The organism is Candidatus Kryptobacter tengchongensis (genome assembly GCF_001458555.1).
In the GTDB taxonomy this organism is placed as follows: Bacteria; Bacteroidota; Ignavibacteria; order Kryptoniales; family Kryptoniaceae; genus Kryptonium; species Kryptonium tengchongense.
Genome location: NZ_CZVH01000041.1, coordinates 1 through 15,364, shown reverse-complemented (window position 1 = coordinate 15,364; position 15,364 = coordinate 1). Strand labels below are relative to the sequence as shown.

15 protein-coding genes are annotated in these 15,364 nt (G+C 37.1%); 1 reads left to right on the top strand and 14 read right to left on the bottom strand.

Going from position 1 to position 15,364, the window contains the following annotated elements; all coding sequences use genetic code 11:
* Window positions 1–729: hypothetical protein (locus AT685_RS03850; protein ID WP_159420472.1), on the top strand; the 729-nt coding region annotated here is incomplete at its 5' end.
* A gap of 42 nt (window positions 730–771) precedes the next feature.
* Here the strand turns inward: AT685_RS03850 and AT685_RS03845 are convergent.
* The 14 genes from AT685_RS03845 to AT685_RS03780 all read right to left on the bottom strand — a co-directional run.
* On the bottom strand, window positions 772–1,029 hold the full coding sequence (locus AT685_RS03845) for a hypothetical protein (protein WP_072149938.1): 258 nt from the start codon (window positions 1,027–1,029) through the stop codon (window positions 772–774).
* 164 nt (window positions 1,030–1,193) lie between these two features.
* Window positions 1,194–4,451 carry an efflux RND transporter permease subunit gene (locus tag AT685_RS03840; RefSeq protein WP_072151630.1) on the bottom strand — a complete coding sequence of 1,086 codons (3,258 nt, stop codon included), beginning with the start codon at window positions 4,449–4,451 and terminating at the stop codon, window positions 1,194–1,196.
* 35 nt (window positions 4,452–4,486) lie between these two features.
* Complete coding sequence (locus AT685_RS08665; protein ID WP_072151629.1) at window positions 4,487–5,245, bottom strand: YHS domain-containing protein; 759 nt, start codon at window positions 5,243–5,245, stop codon at window positions 4,487–4,489.
* Window positions 5,220–6,101 carry a heavy metal-binding domain-containing protein gene (locus AT685_RS03830; protein ID WP_072151628.1) on the bottom strand — a complete coding sequence of 294 codons (882 nt, stop codon included), beginning with the start codon at window positions 6,099–6,101 and terminating at the stop codon, window positions 5,220–5,222. The genes AT685_RS08665 and AT685_RS03830 overlap by 26 nt, the downstream gene beginning before the upstream one ends.
* 31 nt (window positions 6,102–6,132) lie before the next feature.
* Window positions 6,133–7,380 carry a TolC family protein gene (locus AT685_RS03825; RefSeq protein WP_072151627.1) on the bottom strand — a complete coding sequence of 416 codons (1,248 nt, stop codon included), beginning with the start codon at window positions 7,378–7,380 and terminating at the stop codon, window positions 6,133–6,135.
* A gap of 144 nt (window positions 7,381–7,524) precedes the next feature.
* Window positions 7,525–7,893: a hypothetical protein gene (locus tag AT685_RS03820; RefSeq protein ID WP_143713112.1), complete on the bottom strand. Its 369-nt coding sequence runs from the start codon at window positions 7,891–7,893 to the stop codon at window positions 7,525–7,527.
* 88 nt (window positions 7,894–7,981) lie between these two features.
* Entirely contained in the window at window positions 7,982–8,785 is an 804-nt protein-coding gene (gene panB, locus AT685_RS03815) for a 3-methyl-2-oxobutanoate hydroxymethyltransferase (protein ID WP_102134738.1), read from the bottom strand.
* A complete protein-coding gene (locus tag AT685_RS03810) occupies window positions 8,782–9,549 on the bottom strand; it encodes a lipoate--protein ligase family protein (RefSeq protein WP_072151624.1) in 768 nt (255 codons plus the stop codon). Before AT685_RS03810 ends, panB begins: the two co-directional genes overlap by 4 nt.
* Window positions 9,539–10,330 carry an acyl-ACP--UDP-N-acetylglucosamine O-acyltransferase gene (gene lpxA, locus AT685_RS03805; protein WP_072151623.1) on the bottom strand — a complete coding sequence of 264 codons (792 nt, stop codon included), beginning with the start codon at window positions 10,328–10,330 and terminating at the stop codon, window positions 9,539–9,541. Before lpxA ends, AT685_RS03810 begins: the two co-directional genes overlap by 11 nt.
* On the bottom strand, window positions 10,327–11,763 hold the full coding sequence (locus tag AT685_RS03800; protein WP_072151622.1) for a bifunctional UDP-3-O-[3-hydroxymyristoyl] N-acetylglucosamine deacetylase/3-hydroxyacyl-ACP dehydratase: 1,437 nt from the start codon (window positions 11,761–11,763) through the stop codon (window positions 10,327–10,329). Before AT685_RS03800 ends, lpxA begins: the two co-directional genes overlap by 4 nt.
* 73 nt (window positions 11,764–11,836) lie before the next feature.
* Entirely contained in the window at window positions 11,837–12,871 is a 1,035-nt protein-coding gene (lpxD, locus tag AT685_RS03795) for a UDP-3-O-(3-hydroxymyristoyl)glucosamine N-acyltransferase (protein ID WP_072151621.1), read from the bottom strand.
* Between the two features lie 9 nt (window positions 12,872–12,880).
* Window positions 12,881–13,399: an OmpH/Skp family outer membrane protein gene (locus AT685_RS03790; RefSeq protein WP_072151620.1), complete on the bottom strand. Its 519-nt coding sequence runs from the start codon at window positions 13,397–13,399 to the stop codon at window positions 12,881–12,883.
* Window positions 13,396–13,932: an OmpH/Skp family outer membrane protein gene (locus AT685_RS03785; RefSeq protein WP_072150635.1), complete on the bottom strand. Its 537-nt coding sequence runs from the start codon at window positions 13,930–13,932 to the stop codon at window positions 13,396–13,398. The genes AT685_RS03790 and AT685_RS03785 overlap by 4 nt, the downstream gene beginning before the upstream one ends.
* Window positions 13,933–13,961: 29 nt before the next feature.
* Window positions 13,962–15,364 (bottom strand): BamA/OMP85 family outer membrane protein (locus AT685_RS03780; protein ID WP_159420471.1); only part of this gene is annotated, 1,403 nt, incomplete at its 5' end.

The window sequence follows — 15,364 nt, the reverse complement described above, 5'->3', positions numbered from 1 at the left end:
GCCCTCGCACACTATGATCCTGTGAAAAGAGAAATCGTAAGAGATTGGGATAGACCTGATATTGTTGGACTTGATATTGGTTTACCAATTATAAGATCAAAAATTTTCGGATGGGATATTTACTTTGACTATGTTAAGTTCTTAAATTATGGGAGCGGGATTGCCTACGGAAGTAATTTTGAATTTAGAGGGCTTGGAATTCTTAACATCGGAGCAAAAATTGAAAGAAGAAATTTCGGCGATCAATTCCTACCAAGCTATTTTAATTATTTCTACGAGATAGAAAGATTTAATTTGAGGGACACAGTTAATGCAACAAGTAAGTTACAAGAATTGAGAAATGCAAAAAAGACAGCTGGCACTTATGGAGAGTTAATTTTTACCATCCTTGGACAGCTTCAAATTGTCGGAAGCTATCAACAACTTGATGCGATACCTGAAAGCGGAACACTTCACCTTGACCTTGAACTTCCACAGGTCTTACCAACGATTGTTTTTGATGCTGGGTATGATAGAAGAAATATAAAAGATTTTGGAGATGTTTTTCGCCTTGATGAACGCTCCCTTTTATATGCAGAAGTTGGATATAAACCTGTCAAATACATAGTTATAAGCATGCTCTATCAATGGACATTCAAACCTACAAGGGTCGGCGATAAAACCAAGTATGAAGTTCAAAAGCGAATTGAACCAAGAGTATCGTTTGTATTTCCGTTCGGAGGCAAGTAAGTTAATCACGGGGCGTCATTAAGACGCCCCCATTTAAAAATTTTAACGCTTCCCGACTACCCAGTTGTAAACCCAGCCTAAAATGATTCCACCGATGAATCCATCAATAAATCCTTCAACGAGTCCTATAAACGCTCCCATAATACTAATTTCATAAAACGGGAATAGCTTGCTCAGAAAAGCGCTTCCCCTATCACCTTGCAAAAAGAGAATAATTGTAGCTGTAAAAATCGCAAGCCCTTCAATAACACCAAGCCCAACACCAAGTGCTATAGGATGAACTTTTTGATAATTTGTCATTTGGCTTAAATCAATTTTCTGAAAGTGAATTTTAAAAGTATAATTTCCAATATATAACGCGCTGGGCGCTTTGTATCCCAGAGTTATGAAGATGTTGAAACTATGTCAAAGTAAAAAGAAATACTAAAAATAGCAAGTAAGAAATTTTATGAGTTTTCATCTTTTTACATTTTCTCTGTTTCAATTTCTTTTCTTAAGCTCCAGCTTCTCCAGACAAGATAAATCGCTGGGTATATGACAAGTTCAAGCATAAAACTTGTCACAACACCGCCAACCATTGGTGCAGCGATTCTTTTCATCACATCCGCCCCTGTTCCATGGCTCCACATTATCGGTAGAAGCCCTGCTATGATTGCCGAGACGGTCATAGCTTTTGGTCTTATTCTTTTTACAGCACCGTGATATATTGCTTCTTTTAAATCATCAATTGTTTTTAACATCCCTTTTCTTTTCCATTCCTCATAAGCAAGGTCAAGATAAAGAAGCATCACAACTCCGGTTTCAGCATCAAGCCCAGCCAAAGCGATTATCCCAACCCACACAGCAACGCTCATATTGTACCCAAGTATGTAAAGAAGCCATATGGCTCCAACAAGTGAAAATGGGACAGCAAGAAAAACGATAATTACCTTTGTAACTGACTTCGTGTTTAAATAAATTATCACAAAAATTATGAGCAAAGTCGCAGGAATTATGTAATAAAGCTTTTGCTTGGCTCTTTCCATGTATTCAAATTGACCGCTCCAGGTTATCGTATATCCAGAGGGAAGTTTGACATTTTCTTTCACAGCTTGCTGAGCCATCCTGACATAAGTTCCAACATCGTAATCTCTAAAATCAACATAAATCCAAACGTTCGGTCTTGCGTCCTCACTTCGTATAACCATTGGACCCTTTTTAATTTCAATGTCTGCAAGTTGTCCAAGTGGAATTTGTGCACCGGACGGAGTTGGAACAAGAACACGCTTTAAATTTTCTATATTATCTCTTAACTCCCTTGGATAGCGTATGCTAACGGGATATCGTTCAAGACCTTCAACAGTTGTCGTAACTTCCATTCCACCAATAGCTGTCATTATGATATCTTGAACATCCCCAACTGTTAAACCATATCTTGCTGCTTCTTCTCTTTTGATCTTAAAATCAACATAGTTTCCACCAAGAATCCTTTCCGAATATGCGGAAACGGTGCCAGGAACTTTTCTTATCACTGCCTCAATTTGCTTCCCAATTTCCTCAAGTGTTTTCAAATCTGGACCTGCAACTTTTATTCCAACTGGTGTTCTTATTCCCGTTGAGAGCATATCAACCCTTGTTTTTATGGGCATGGTCCAGGCATTTGATAAACCTGGAATTTGAAGTGCTTTATCCATTTCCTTTATAAGCTTTTCTGGTGTCATCCCAGGTCGCCATTCTTTTTCCGGTTTCAACATAATTGTTGTTTCAATCATATCAAGTCCAGCTGGGTCAGTTGCAGTTTCAGCCCTTCCAATTTTACCAAAGACATGGTGAACCTCTGGAAATTGCTTTATGATTTTATCCGTCTGTTGTAAAATTTCCCTCGCTTTTGTAATTGAAATCCCAGGCAAAGTTGTCGGCATATAAAGAAGATCTCCTTCCCACAGAGGTGGCATAAATTCCGACCCAATTCTTGAAAATGGGAAATAAGTTAAACCTAAAATTAAAAGGGTTGAAACTATGACAATCCATTTAAATCTTAAAGAGAAGTGCAAAACCGGATGATAAATTTTAATTAAAAATCTGTTGATTGGATTCTTTTCCTCGGACGGAATCTTACCCCTGATAAAATATCCCATCAGAATCGGAACAATCGTGATTGAAAGGAGAGAAGCTGCTGCCATTGAATATGTTTTTGTATATGCAAGTGGTTTAAATAATCTCCCCTCCTGCGCTTCCAACGCAAACACTGGAAGAAATGAAACTGTGATGACAAGAAGAGAATAAAAAAGTGAAGGTCCTACTTCTTTTGAGGCGTCAACGATTATTTTCCAATGATCTTTTTTTCCAGAATCGCGTTCAAGATGTTTATGCGCATTTTCAATCATAATTATTGCAGCATCAACCATAGCCCCAATTGCAACCGCAATCCCACCAAGTGACATTATATTTGCATTTATACCTTGAATTTTCATAATGATGAAAGAAATCAAAATCGCCGTGGGAAGCGTGAATATAGCCACTAATCCACTTGTAAAATGGAATAAAAAAAGCAAACAAACAAGAGCAACGATAATTGATTCTTCAATGAGTTTTTCTTTTAAGGTTGCTATTGATCTTTTTATAAGTTCAGACCTATCATACACTGTTATAATTTTAACATCCTCAGGAAGTCCGGATTTTAACTCCTCAATTTTTTTCTTAACACCATCAATAACTTTCAAAGCGTTTTCACCATGTCGCATCACAATTATACCTCCCACAACTTCACCTTCGCCATTTAACTCGGATATTCCCCTTCTCATCATCGGCTCAATTGAAACCGTGGCTATATCTCCAAGATATATAGGCGTCCCGCCACTGAAAATTCTATTTTGCATAGATTTCCCGCCCAAAGGTGTGAGTTCCAATTCCATATTTGCATTTCCCATATTCATTCCAGAAAGCTCGCCCATCGGCACTTGAGCCATCGCTCCGGATGTTTCCTTAGAAAATTTGCTCACACCGACTGGAATACGTTTTATATCTTCAATTGTCCTTATATAACCCAGCCCACGAACCATATATTCCATCTCCCCCATTTCTATTACCTCCCCACCCACATCTTTGTTGCTTCGCTTTATCGCCATCTCAACTTGACTTAGCGGGATGTTATACGCAAGAAGTTTATTTGGATCAACCGTTATGCGATAATTTTTTACATATCCGCCAACACTTGCAACTTCAGCCACACCATCAACACTCGTAAGCGCATATCTAAGATACCAATCTTGAATTGAACGCAACTCACTCAAATCTCTTTTATCCGACACAAGGGCATACATATAAACCCAGCCCACGCCAGTTGCATCCGGACCAAGAGCTGGAACAACACCTTTTGGAAGTTTATCTATTGCATAATTTAAATATTCAAGAACACGACTTCTCGCCCAGTAAAGGTCTGTACCATCCTCAAATATTACATAAACAAGCGAAAAACCAAAAAAGGAATAACCACGAACAACTTTTGATTTTGGAACCGAAACCATTGCTGTCGTAAGTGGATAGGTGATCTGCTGTTCAACAATTTCAGGCGACTGACCTGGATATTGTGTATAAATTATAACTTGAACATCGCTTAAATCAGGGATTGCATCAATCGGGATCGTTTGAATTGAATAAATCCCGGCAATGATTGCGAAAACAACGACAAGTATCACGAGAAATTTATTGTTAACCGACCATTCAATTATTCTCTGAAGCATTTAAATTCACCGATTTTATTTTAAAAATTCTTTAATCACTGCCTCTTTAAATATCTCTCCGGGTTCTTTTTAAACTTTTCCATATCAGATCTCATACAGAAGTAATACCTCTTTCCGTTATAAACATATGAAAGTTCTTCCTTTGGCTCTATCTCCATTCCACAAACAGGATCAATAACTTTATTTATCGTCTTCTTCCCATAATCTTCATGATCCTTATGTCCCTCCGACTTTTCCCCTTCGGAACTTTTTCCGCTTTCTTTAGAGCTTTCATGTTTCATTTCGTGTCCTTTATGTTCCTTCAATTTTATCTCTTCATCAGCAGTTTTATTTCCACTTTTTTGTTTATATCCTTTCGTTTCTGAAACCATAGAACCATCATGTTGATGTGTCAACCCAGCAAGCGCAGTTTTGAGATTGCTTTCTGAATCTATGAGGAAGTGAGATGATGTAACTATATTTTGATTTTCATGCAGACCCTCAAGCACCTGATAATAACCATCTGCAAGAACGCCAAGTTTAACATCAACTGATTTAAATCTTCCACCGCCAAGGGCAACAACTACAACATCTCTTTTACCCGTTCTTATCACAGATTGTTCGGGCACAACTAAAGCATCAATAGCAACTTTTGATTTGATATTAACATTTACATACATGTCAGGCTTAAGCAGATACCCTGGATTTTCAAATTCAAGTCGCACCTTTATTGTTCTCGTCTCAGGCTGAAGAAAAGGGTAAATATAGACGATCTTCCCCTTTAAAATTTTACCTTGGGATATAAGAAAGTTCAACTTCAGCTTCTTCTCCAACCTTCACCCAGGGTAATTCATATTCATACACATCAGCGTAAATCCACACAGTTGATAAATCCACGATTTTCATCAAATTCATACCTTGTGCCACCTTCGTCCCAAGAAAAACATTTCTCTCAATAACGACACCATCAACAGGGGAATAAAACACCAACGTTTTCCTGACCTGTTTTGTGTTTTCAAGCTCTTTTATTTGTTCTTCTGTTATATCCCAATAAAGGAGTCGTTTGCGAGAGCTTTCCACAAGCTGATTCGCACCATCAATTATATATGGATCTTTGCTACCTGAAACACTTTCTTTGTAATTTATCGCCCGAAGATACTCCTCCTGCGCTGTAACAAGTTCAGGGCTATAAACTTCAAATAAAGGTTCACCCTTACGAACAAACTTACCTGTGTAATCAACATGAAGCTTCTCTATCCATCCAGAAATTTTAGTTGTAACAACTGCAATTTTTGTCTCATCATAATCAACTTTTCCAACAGTTCTTATTGTTTTTGTGAGTTTCATCCTTTTAACTGGTTCAATTTTTACGCCGATATTTTGAACTATCGTTGGGTCAATTCTAATTACGCCTTCTTCCATTCCCTCTTCACCCTCGTAGACAGGAACCAAATCCATCCCGCAATCTGGCGCTTTCCCTGGCTTATCACTTGTGATCCACGGATGCATCGGGTCTTTGTAATAAAGAATTTTTCGCTCAGTTTTAACAGAAACATGCGAAATATCAGATTGATTTTTTAAGTAGGGATGAAATACCAGAGCGACAAAATATCCAACCGAAAGCGAAACAAAAGAAATGAGCATAACTAAGATGATCGTTTTTTTGTTCATTTTTAAACTTTCTTTTTGTTTTTAAAATTTATCAAAAGGTTTTAACTGCAGTTAACATTTCAAGCTCAGCAAGACTTGAATGATAGTCAGCCAAGGCTTTTTCATATTGAATTTGATATTTGTAAAGAGACATGAAATTATCAACAAGCGTCATAAAATCAATCTTTCCAACTTGATAACCGACAAGTCCGATGTTCAAATTTTGAGTCGCTTGTGGAATTAAACCATTTTTATAGAGGTCAATCAAACGAACATTTTGCTCAATTTTATTCAATGTCTCCTGAATCATTTTTGAAATCTCGTTTTTCACTGCCGAAAGCTTTGCCTCGGATTGTGATATATTTATAGCGGTTTCTTGAATCTTTAAATTTTGCTTTCGCCAGAAAAAGATCGGAAGATTCACCCCGATTGAAAAGTTTAACATATCATGCGCCTTCATACCAGTTTGCTCAATGGCGGAGCGCTGACCATAAGAAAATCTGATTTCAAAATCAGGTATTAGTTCCTTCTTAGCAAGGATGTTCATAACTTTATCTTTTTCAACCATCTTTTCCATCGCAATTATCATTGGATTATTTTCAAAGGCAAGCTTTTCAAGTTCATCATACTTTTTTTCAATCTGAACAAACTTAATTTCATCTGGGACATAGACCGAATCAGTTGGTTTTCTATAAAGCAAGGCATTAAAGCGTGCTATCATCATTTTTCTTTCAGTTTCCATTCTTATCAATTCATCTATCATTTTTGAAATCTCAACTTGTGCCTTCAAAACATCCTGTTGAATTCCCTGCCCAGTTGCAAATTTTGTTGATGCTATCTTAACAAAATCTCTAAGCAAATCTATTGACCTTCGGGTGATCTCAATTGCCCTTGTCATATAATAAATTTCAAAGTAAGCCATTTTAACATTTGCGATAACTTCAAGTCGCTTTGCTTCATAAACCTCTTTTGCAATTTCATAATCTTTTTCCGCCATCTTTTTCATCAATGAATATTTCTCGGGATACATCAGCATTTGGGTTATCCCGATTTCTTTCATCGTCATCACATCTTGGGTAAATCTTAAACTTGTCGGAAGATTCGCAATTCCAAACATTAATATCGGATCAGATGGAGTGCTTGCTTGTTTTATTTTTCTTTCATATGCGTCAATCTGCAATTTTAAAGCTTTAAGATCTGGATTATTTCCCAGAGCAATTTCTATGTAATCTTCAAGTGTTTGAGAAATTGCAAAGCTGGAAAATAAGCAAATGAAAACAAGATATTTTATAAACTTCATGATTTTTTCAACTTTTGTTTGAGAAGAATTGTAAATTCAAAATCAGCAAATTGCCAAAATTATTTTTTCAAAAAATCAACCCTGCAAGGGACAAAAACCCCGCATAACCTTAATCTTATGCTAAAGCCCAGATCTTAAAAGGGCTCAAATAAGAAGAGTTGAATTTTTTATGTAAAGATTGGATTCAGGAGGCGGGAAATTGTAAGAGATGAGAACTTTTAATTCAGGGGATTTTTGAGTAAAAGTTAGTTCAAAGTTAGCATCCCCAATAAACGAAACAAATTTTAAAATTTCAACCTTTAAATCCGCAAAATCTTGAACCTTATCTTTTTCAAATTTTTTAATTGAACAACACTTCATCTCTCCTTGAGATATAGAAACACCGCTTTCAAAATTTTCAGAACACGCACATGAAATTGAAGTTTGTATTTCCCCCATCATCTTGCAGTATTGACCCATGCTCGCAAATTGAAATGTGCCAAACACAAAAGTTATAAGTGTCAGTATGTGCATTAAGCTTTTAAACATCTTCAAAAAATTGAATTTGATTCATTAGTTATAACAATTTTTTTTCCTTACCTCGTTCCTTGGTTTTAGAGCATCAATAGGATTCGCTCTCACTTGGAAATTTTCCACTTTTCACATCGGAAATATAATTTTCAAAGGCATTTCTTATAATTTTTGAAAGCTCAGCATATCTTCTCACGAATTTTGGTTTAAATTCCTCAAACAAGCCAAGCATATCATAAACCACGAGGACTTGTCCATCGCAGAATGGTCCTGCCCCAATGCCAATAGTTGGGATTGAGATTGTTTCGGTAATTTTTTTTGCAAGTCCTGATGGTATTTTTTCAAGAACTATTGAAAACGCACCAGCGGATTCAAGCTCTTTTGCGTCGTTTAAAATTTTCTCCGCTTCTTTCTCATCAACCCCTCGCACATCATATCCACCAAATTTATGAATGCTCTGCGGGGTCAAACCAAGATGACCCATGACGGGAATCCCGATACTTGTTAATTTATAAACCACATCTATGATTTCTGACCCACCTTCAAGTTTTACCCCTTCAGCGCATGTTTCCTTCAAAACCCTTCCGCAATTTTTTATCGCCTCTTCAAGGCTTACTTGATAAGAAAGAAATGGCATATCAACCACAACCATCGCTCTTTTGACAGCTCTGCAAACCGCTTTAGCGTGGTAAATCATATCATCAACTGTAACTGGCAAAGTTGTCTCATGTCCTTGAAAAACATTCCCAAGAGAATCGCCCACAAGTATGACATCAATTCCAGCCTCATCAAGAAGTTTTGCAATCAAAAAATCGTATGCAGTCAACATCGCAATTTTCTCGCCACGCTTCTTCATCTCAATCAAAATTTTCGTCGTCACTTTTTTCAAACTCATAAAATCATTTCTTGAAATTTTATTTGTGAAAGATCTTCAAACTCTATTCCAAGTTCAATTTCAAAACCTTTTTTTAAAGCAACCGCAACCTCTTCAAAGCTTACCTCACGCCCGAAAATTTCGTTCAAACATATTGTCTTGTTTTCAATCTCATATTTAATCTGATCAATCAAATCTCTTGAATCAACCTTTAAGAACTCTGGCAATCTTTTATGATATCCTCCAATTAGAATTGAACCATGCTGTAAAACAACATCACCATATCTTCTTTGTGCACTTCCGACGACTTTCTTTCCTTTATAGTGAATTTCATACTTTGCCGAGCTCGCAAAACATGGAATTGAATTAAAATGCTTATAAAGTTTTACAAAATCGGGTTGAGATTCCTCAAGTTCAAATTCAGCTCCAAGTAAACTCAATCCCTTTGCTATCGCCTGACTTAACAAGTTATAAACATCAAGAACACTTTTACCATCTGCGTTCATCACGACAGAATATGTAAGTTCCTCTGAATGAAGTATTGCCCTTCCTCCCGTTGGTCTTCTGACGAAGCCGATGCCTGAACTTTTTATTTTTTCAAAATCAAAAACATTTTCATCTTGATTGTATCCAATTGAAATAGTATAAGGTCTCCAACCGTAAACTCTTAAAACAGGTTTTATCTTTCCAGCTGAAAAAAGATGAGCAAGTTTCTGGTCAAACATCATATTAAATTCCCCGTCGTGGAAACCTGTATTTAGAAAGATCCACCTTTTATTCATCATATGGACCTCTGATTATACCGCGCTGACTTTTTTCAATGAAATTTATTATATTTTGAACTTCGGGGATCAAATCTGCTTCGCTTTTCAACTTTTCTAATGCTTGAGAAACATTCAAATTTGATTGATAAATGATTCGGTAAGCGTGTTCAATTTTTTCAATGACTTCTTTCGGAAAATTTCTTCTTTTCAATCCGACTATATTAAGCCCTTCAAATCTAAGTGGTTCGCGCGCAGCCATAATATATGGTGGGACATCCTTTGGGACACGCCAGCCACCTCCAACTATTGAATGTTGCCCAATTCTAACAAATTGGTGAACTGGGACAAGCCCACCAATCACAACATAATCCTCAACTACAACATGTCCCCCAAGATTTACAGCATTTGCCATGATCACATTATTTCCAACTACGCAGTCATGCGCCACATGAACATATGCCATAAGCAGACAATTGCTTCCTATAACTGTTTTCCCTGAATGAGATGTCCCTCTATTTAATGTGCAAAATTCACGAATTACCGTATTATCTCCGATTTCAAGAGTTGTTTCCTCACCCTTGAATTTTAAATCCTGCGGGATTGAGCCAACAGAAGCTCCGTGAAAAATTTTACAATTTTTCCCTATCCTTGTCCCGCTACCTATAAATACATTTGGACCTATAATTGTCCCATCCCCGATTATGACATTATCTTCAATTACCGTAAAAGGACCTATTTTAACATTCTCCCCGATTTGGGCATTTGGGCTGACCACAGCCCTGGGATCAATAAATGTGCTCATGCCTCTTTTTCTGAAGTTTGTTCAACAGATGTTAGTTCGGATTTTGTAACTATTGCTGCCATCATCTCTGCCTCTGCAACAAGTTTCCCATCTACATAAGCTTTGCCACGCATAGTGCAATACTTTGTCCTTCTTTCTACCATTTCAACCTCAAAAATAAGAGTATCACCCGGGAACACAGGTTTTCTGAACTTAGCATTTTTTATTGCCATGAAATAAACATATTTGTTATCCATGTTTTCTTCACCGTTCAAAAGTAAAATTCCACCTGTTTGCGCCATTCCCTCAATTATTAAAACTCCGGGCATTATCGGGTGCCCCGGGAAATGACCCTGAAAGAAAAATTCATTCCCAGTGACATTCTTAACCCCAACTATCTTCTCGCCCATTTGAAAATCAATTATCTTATCAACTAAAAGAAACGGATATCTATGCGGTAAAATTCTTTGAATCGCATTTATATCAAAAACAACACCCTCTTTTTTCTCAAATTGATATCTTTTAACAAGTTTCTTTTGCAAGTAAAGTTTTCTTATTTTCTTCGCAAACTCAATGTTGCTTGCATGCCCGGGTCTTGCTGCAAGGATTTGAGCTTTCATCGGAGCACCAACGAGAGCAAGGTCACCAAGAAGATCAAGAAGCTTATGCCTTGCCGGTTCATTTTTAAATCTTAAGGATTTATTGTTTAAAATACCGTTGCTTCCAAGAAAGACAACCTCATTTATACCAAGCTTTTTGCTCAACTTTTCTATTTCCTCTTTTGAAAGTTCACGATCAACAATGACAATAGCGTTATCAAGATTTCCACCCCGTATCAACCCTTGTTCATAAAGCATTTCAACTTCATGCAGGAAACAGAATGTCCGTGCAGGGGCAAATTCAGTTACAAATTCCTTCTCAAGCGAAAACAATCCCGTATGTTGGCTTCCAAGAGCTGGATTCTTGTAGTCAATCATTATCGTAATTCTAAAATCATCAAGTGGCAAAGCTGCAATATCAACCCCTTTGCTTTCATCAGAATAAAGAATCGCTTGATCTATTATCAAATAATCCTTTGGTTCATCTTGTTTTTCAATACCCGCCTCAAGCAGGGCATCAACAAATGGCTTTGCACTTCCATCTCCAACAGGTGGCTCAATTGAATCAATTTCAATCAAAATGTTGTCAATTTGAAGACCCGCAATCGCTGCAAGCACATGTTCTACTGTATGAACTCTGACTTCACCAATCCCAAGTGTTGTCCCACGACTTACATCAACAACATACTCAACCAAAGCTGGTATCTCAGGTGCCCCTCCAAGGTCAATTCTTTTAAATCTAATTCCATAATTCGGCGGTGCTGGTTTAAAAGTTATAGTGCACCATTGACCCGTATGCAAACCAACCCCGGATAATGAAACAGGCTTTTTTATCGTCTGCTGTTGAACTAACATATCAACTCTCCTCCTTCATTTATTTTATTGTAACTCATTTGCTCAAATTTTTTGCTGAAAATTCAACGAAATTTCATTTTCCCGAAAAAAATTTTTCAACTTTTGACTTCAACTCACGAAATTCCTTTATCAACTCAGGAAGCTGCCTTATAGCTCCTTCTATCCTCAAAGCAACCGAATGCTCTCTCGCTGGATAACCAAAATAAACTTTACCAGGTTCAGTTATTGACTTTGATACACCCGATTGAGCTGCTATCGTTGTTCTATCAGCAATTTCAATATGTCCTACGATACCTACTTGACCCGCAAGAACACAGTTTTTCCCAATCTTTGTGCTCCCTGCTATCCCAGTTTGTGCTGCTATGACAGTGTTCTCACCAATTACAACATTATGAGCGATTTGAATTAAATTGTCAAGTTTCGCCCCTCGTTTTATCACGGTTTCACCAAGCGTAGCCCTGTCAATTGAACAATTTGAACCAATTTCAACATCATCCTCAATCACGACAATCCCAACCTGGGGTATCTTTTCATAACTTCCATCAGGTCTTGGAGCAAAACCAAATCCATCACTTCCAATGACAGTTCCAGAATGAATTATAACCCTGTTGCCAATTTTACACTTATGGTAAACTGTTACATTTGGATAAATCAAAACATCATTACCTATTTCAACATCATCGCAAATTACAACACCTGGCATTATCACGGTGTTATTTCCAATTTTTACTCTTTCACCTATAACAGCATTAGCCCCGATTCGGACATTTTCACCAAGAACAGCGCTTTCTGCAACAACAGCTGTTGGATGAATCCCCGGAGGTAAAAGTTCCACCGGAGGATTTAACAGCTTCAAAACCTTAACAAAGGCAAAATAAGGATCATCAACAATAAGTAATGATATACCCTCTCTTCTCTTAGTAAAACTTTTACCAACTATCACAGCAGAAGCACCTGTCGTATCAAAAAATTTTTCATACTTTGGATTTGATATGAAAGTTATATCTCCTTTACCTGCATTCTGTATTTCAGCAACTCTTCTTATCTCAATCTCTGGGTTACCTATGATCTCACAGCCGAGTGTATTTGCTATTTCATAAAGTTTCATTTCAAAAGATTATTTCAATTGAAGGAGTTTGTTTAACACTTTCTGGGTTAGATCATACTTTTCATTCGCATAAAGCAATAAAATTTCACCGCTTTTATCAAACACAAAATCATATCCCTCTTCAAGTGCGACTTCTTTTATCGCATTAAAAATTTTGTTCTGAATTGGTTTTACAAATTCATCCTGCTTGCGATAAAGTTCCCCATCAGGACCAAATTTTTGCATTTGGAAATCGGCAATTTTTCTGTCAAGCTCGGTTAATTCTTTCTCCATTTGAGCTCTTGCTTCATCGGTTAAAATAAGTTTCCGCTTTTCATATTCTTCATATTTTACCTTCCACTCATCCCTCATTTTTTGAAGTTCCCCTTGCCATTGCTGTATCAGCACATCAATTTTACGCTGTGCTTCCTGTGCCTCTGGAAGCTGTTTCATTATTGTTTCAGAATCAATATAACCTATCTTCAACTGAGAAAATGAGATCTCAGCAAGAATAAAACAACCCAGAAGGATTTTGAAAAATATCTTCATTTAGATTTGGCTCCTCTCGTTAATTTATCAAGAACTTTAAATGTAATATCAAACTGCTTATCCGCATAAAGCAGAATGACATCACCAGCTTTATCAAAAACGAAATTCAACTTTTCTTCACGAGCGACATCTTCAATTGCATCAATTATCTTATCTCTCAAAGGTTTCAATCTTTTTTCCCTTTCCTGTTCAAATTCCCCTTGAGGTCCAAGTTTCTGATTTCTGTATTCAAAAATTTTCTGTTCAAGCTCCATAATTTCTCTTTGCATTTGCTCCTTTGCTTGCGGATTAAGCATTGCTTCTTTCTTTTGATATTCTTCAACTTTGCTTTGATAAGTCTTCACCATCTGATCGTATTCAGCCTGATATTTTTGCAACAAATTATCAAGTTCTTTTTGAATTTTTTGAGCTTCGGGCAATTGCTGCAAAATTACTTGTGAATCAACATAACCAATTCTTATCGCTGTTTGTTGTGAGTTAAGCGTTGTTACAAAAAATAAAATTGTTAGAATCAAGCCAATGTTTTTCTTCATCACAAGTTCTCCTTTTGTTTAGTTTTAAATTAAAAACCTCTTCCGAATTGGAAATGAAAATGCCAGCCATCGGGCTTTCCATCCCTGGGTTCAACATCATCAAACCCATATCCATAATCAAATCCAATTAAACCAATCGGTTGCATATGAAGTCGCACGCCAAAACCAGCAGAGCGATAAAGATTAAATAAACTCACCTGTCGCGTCCTCGCCCAAGCATTACCAGCCTCCGCAAACAAAAGCAAATATATCGGCATTGGATTCATCGTTAATCCAAAACGAACCTCAGTTGTGTATTTCATCAAGACCCTCCCTTGAGGCACATTATTTGATGTAACGCCAATGGATATATCATTATACCCACGAAGCGGGGTCACGGCAATATAACCAAGCCCTGTCCCACCCATTGAAAACAACTCTATCGGAGGTATAAACGAATCACGCCTGAAACCATCAACATAACCCCAATCAAAAGAATTATACCAAACAAGTTTTTCCCAATTGAAAATTCTGCTAAACCATTCAGAGCTAAGATAAATCTTAAAGTAATCAGTTGTCCCAGGAAAGATCGGACCGCCTGAAATTTCAGTTGAAAGTGAAACATTTGAGCCAATGCTTGGGAAAATCGGATTATCAACGCTATTCCTTGTTATCACCTGAGTTAAACTAAACTGACTCCACTTCCCTTCTCTATAGTATCCACTCGTGCCCCCGACATTGTAAATTTGAAATCTGAAAATATAGTCAACCCTGAAATAATCATCTGGCCATCTCAACCTCCTTCCCAAACTAATAGAACCACCTGTTTGCCTTAAATCATATCCAAAAGAATATCTCGTATCAACGATGTTAAAGCCGACTGAGGTCGGTGTATCTCTAAACCACGGTTCCCTGAAACTCAAACTGAATGTCCTGTAGTCATATCTTCCAAAAACCCACTCAAAATTCAACATTTGCCCGTCTCCACCACGCCACGGCTCAGAAATTGAAAAATTGTTGAATGTCACACCAATGCTCCCTATCAATCCAAAACTACTATACCCAACTGAAGCGTTAAATGTATCGCTTGACTTCTCTTCCACTTCATAAGTTAAATCAACCGTTGAATCGCTCACCATCCTATAATCTGGTTTAAGCTTTTCAGGGTTAAAATAATTTAAAACAGCAAGATTCCTTATGCTTCTTATAATATCACTTCTGCTGAAAAACTTTCCAGGAACAGTATAAAGCTCACGCCTTATCACCTTATCTTTTGTCTTCGTATTCCCCTTTATATCTACCCTTCTTATCCTAAACTGTTTCCCCTCAAAAACATGGACCACAATATCAATCGTATCTTCGCCCACCTTTATCTCCTCAGGTTGCATATTCACTGTTAAATATCCATTGTCAAGATAAAGCGATGCAACATCCGTTTGTTGCTCATTCCCAT

Coding starts and splice junctions, on each gene's coding strand:
- AT685_RS03840 (WP_072151630.1), bottom strand. CDS start 4,451: ATGCTTCAGAGAATAATTGAATGGTCGGTTAACAATAAATTTCTCGTG.
- AT685_RS03785 (WP_072150635.1), bottom strand. CDS start 13,932: ATGAAGAAAAACATTGGCTTGATTCTAACAATTTTATTTTTTGTAACA.
- AT685_RS03845 (WP_072149938.1), bottom strand. CDS start 1,029: ATGACAAATTATCAAAAAGTTCATCCTATAGCACTTGGTGTTGGGCTT.
- lpxA (WP_072151623.1), bottom strand. CDS start 10,330: ATGAGCACATTTATTGATCCCAGGGCTGTGGTCAGCCCAAATGCCCAA.
- AT685_RS03830 (WP_072151628.1), bottom strand. CDS start 6,101: ATGAACAAAAAAACGATCATCTTAGTTATGCTCATTTCTTTTGTTTCG.
- AT685_RS03790 (WP_072151620.1), bottom strand. CDS start 13,399: ATGAAGATATTTTTCAAAATCCTTCTGGGTTGTTTTATTCTTGCTGAG.
- lpxD (WP_072151621.1), bottom strand. CDS start 12,871: ATGAAACTTTATGAAATAGCAAATACACTCGGCTGTGAGATCATAGGT.
- AT685_RS03800 (WP_072151622.1), bottom strand. CDS start 11,763: ATGTTAGTTCAACAGCAGACGATAAAAAAGCCTGTTTCATTATCCGGG.
- AT685_RS03820 (WP_143713112.1), bottom strand. CDS start 7,893: ATGCACATACTGACACTTATAACTTTTGTGTTTGGCACATTTCAATTT.
- AT685_RS03810 (WP_072151624.1), bottom strand. CDS start 9,549: ATGATGAATAAAAGGTGGATCTTTCTAAATACAGGTTTCCACGACGGG.
- AT685_RS03825 (WP_072151627.1), bottom strand. CDS start 7,380: ATGAAGTTTATAAAATATCTTGTTTTCATTTGCTTATTTTCCAGCTTT.
- panB (WP_102134738.1), bottom strand. CDS start 8,785: ATGAGTTTGAAAAAAGTGACGACGAAAATTTTGATTGAGATGAAGAAG.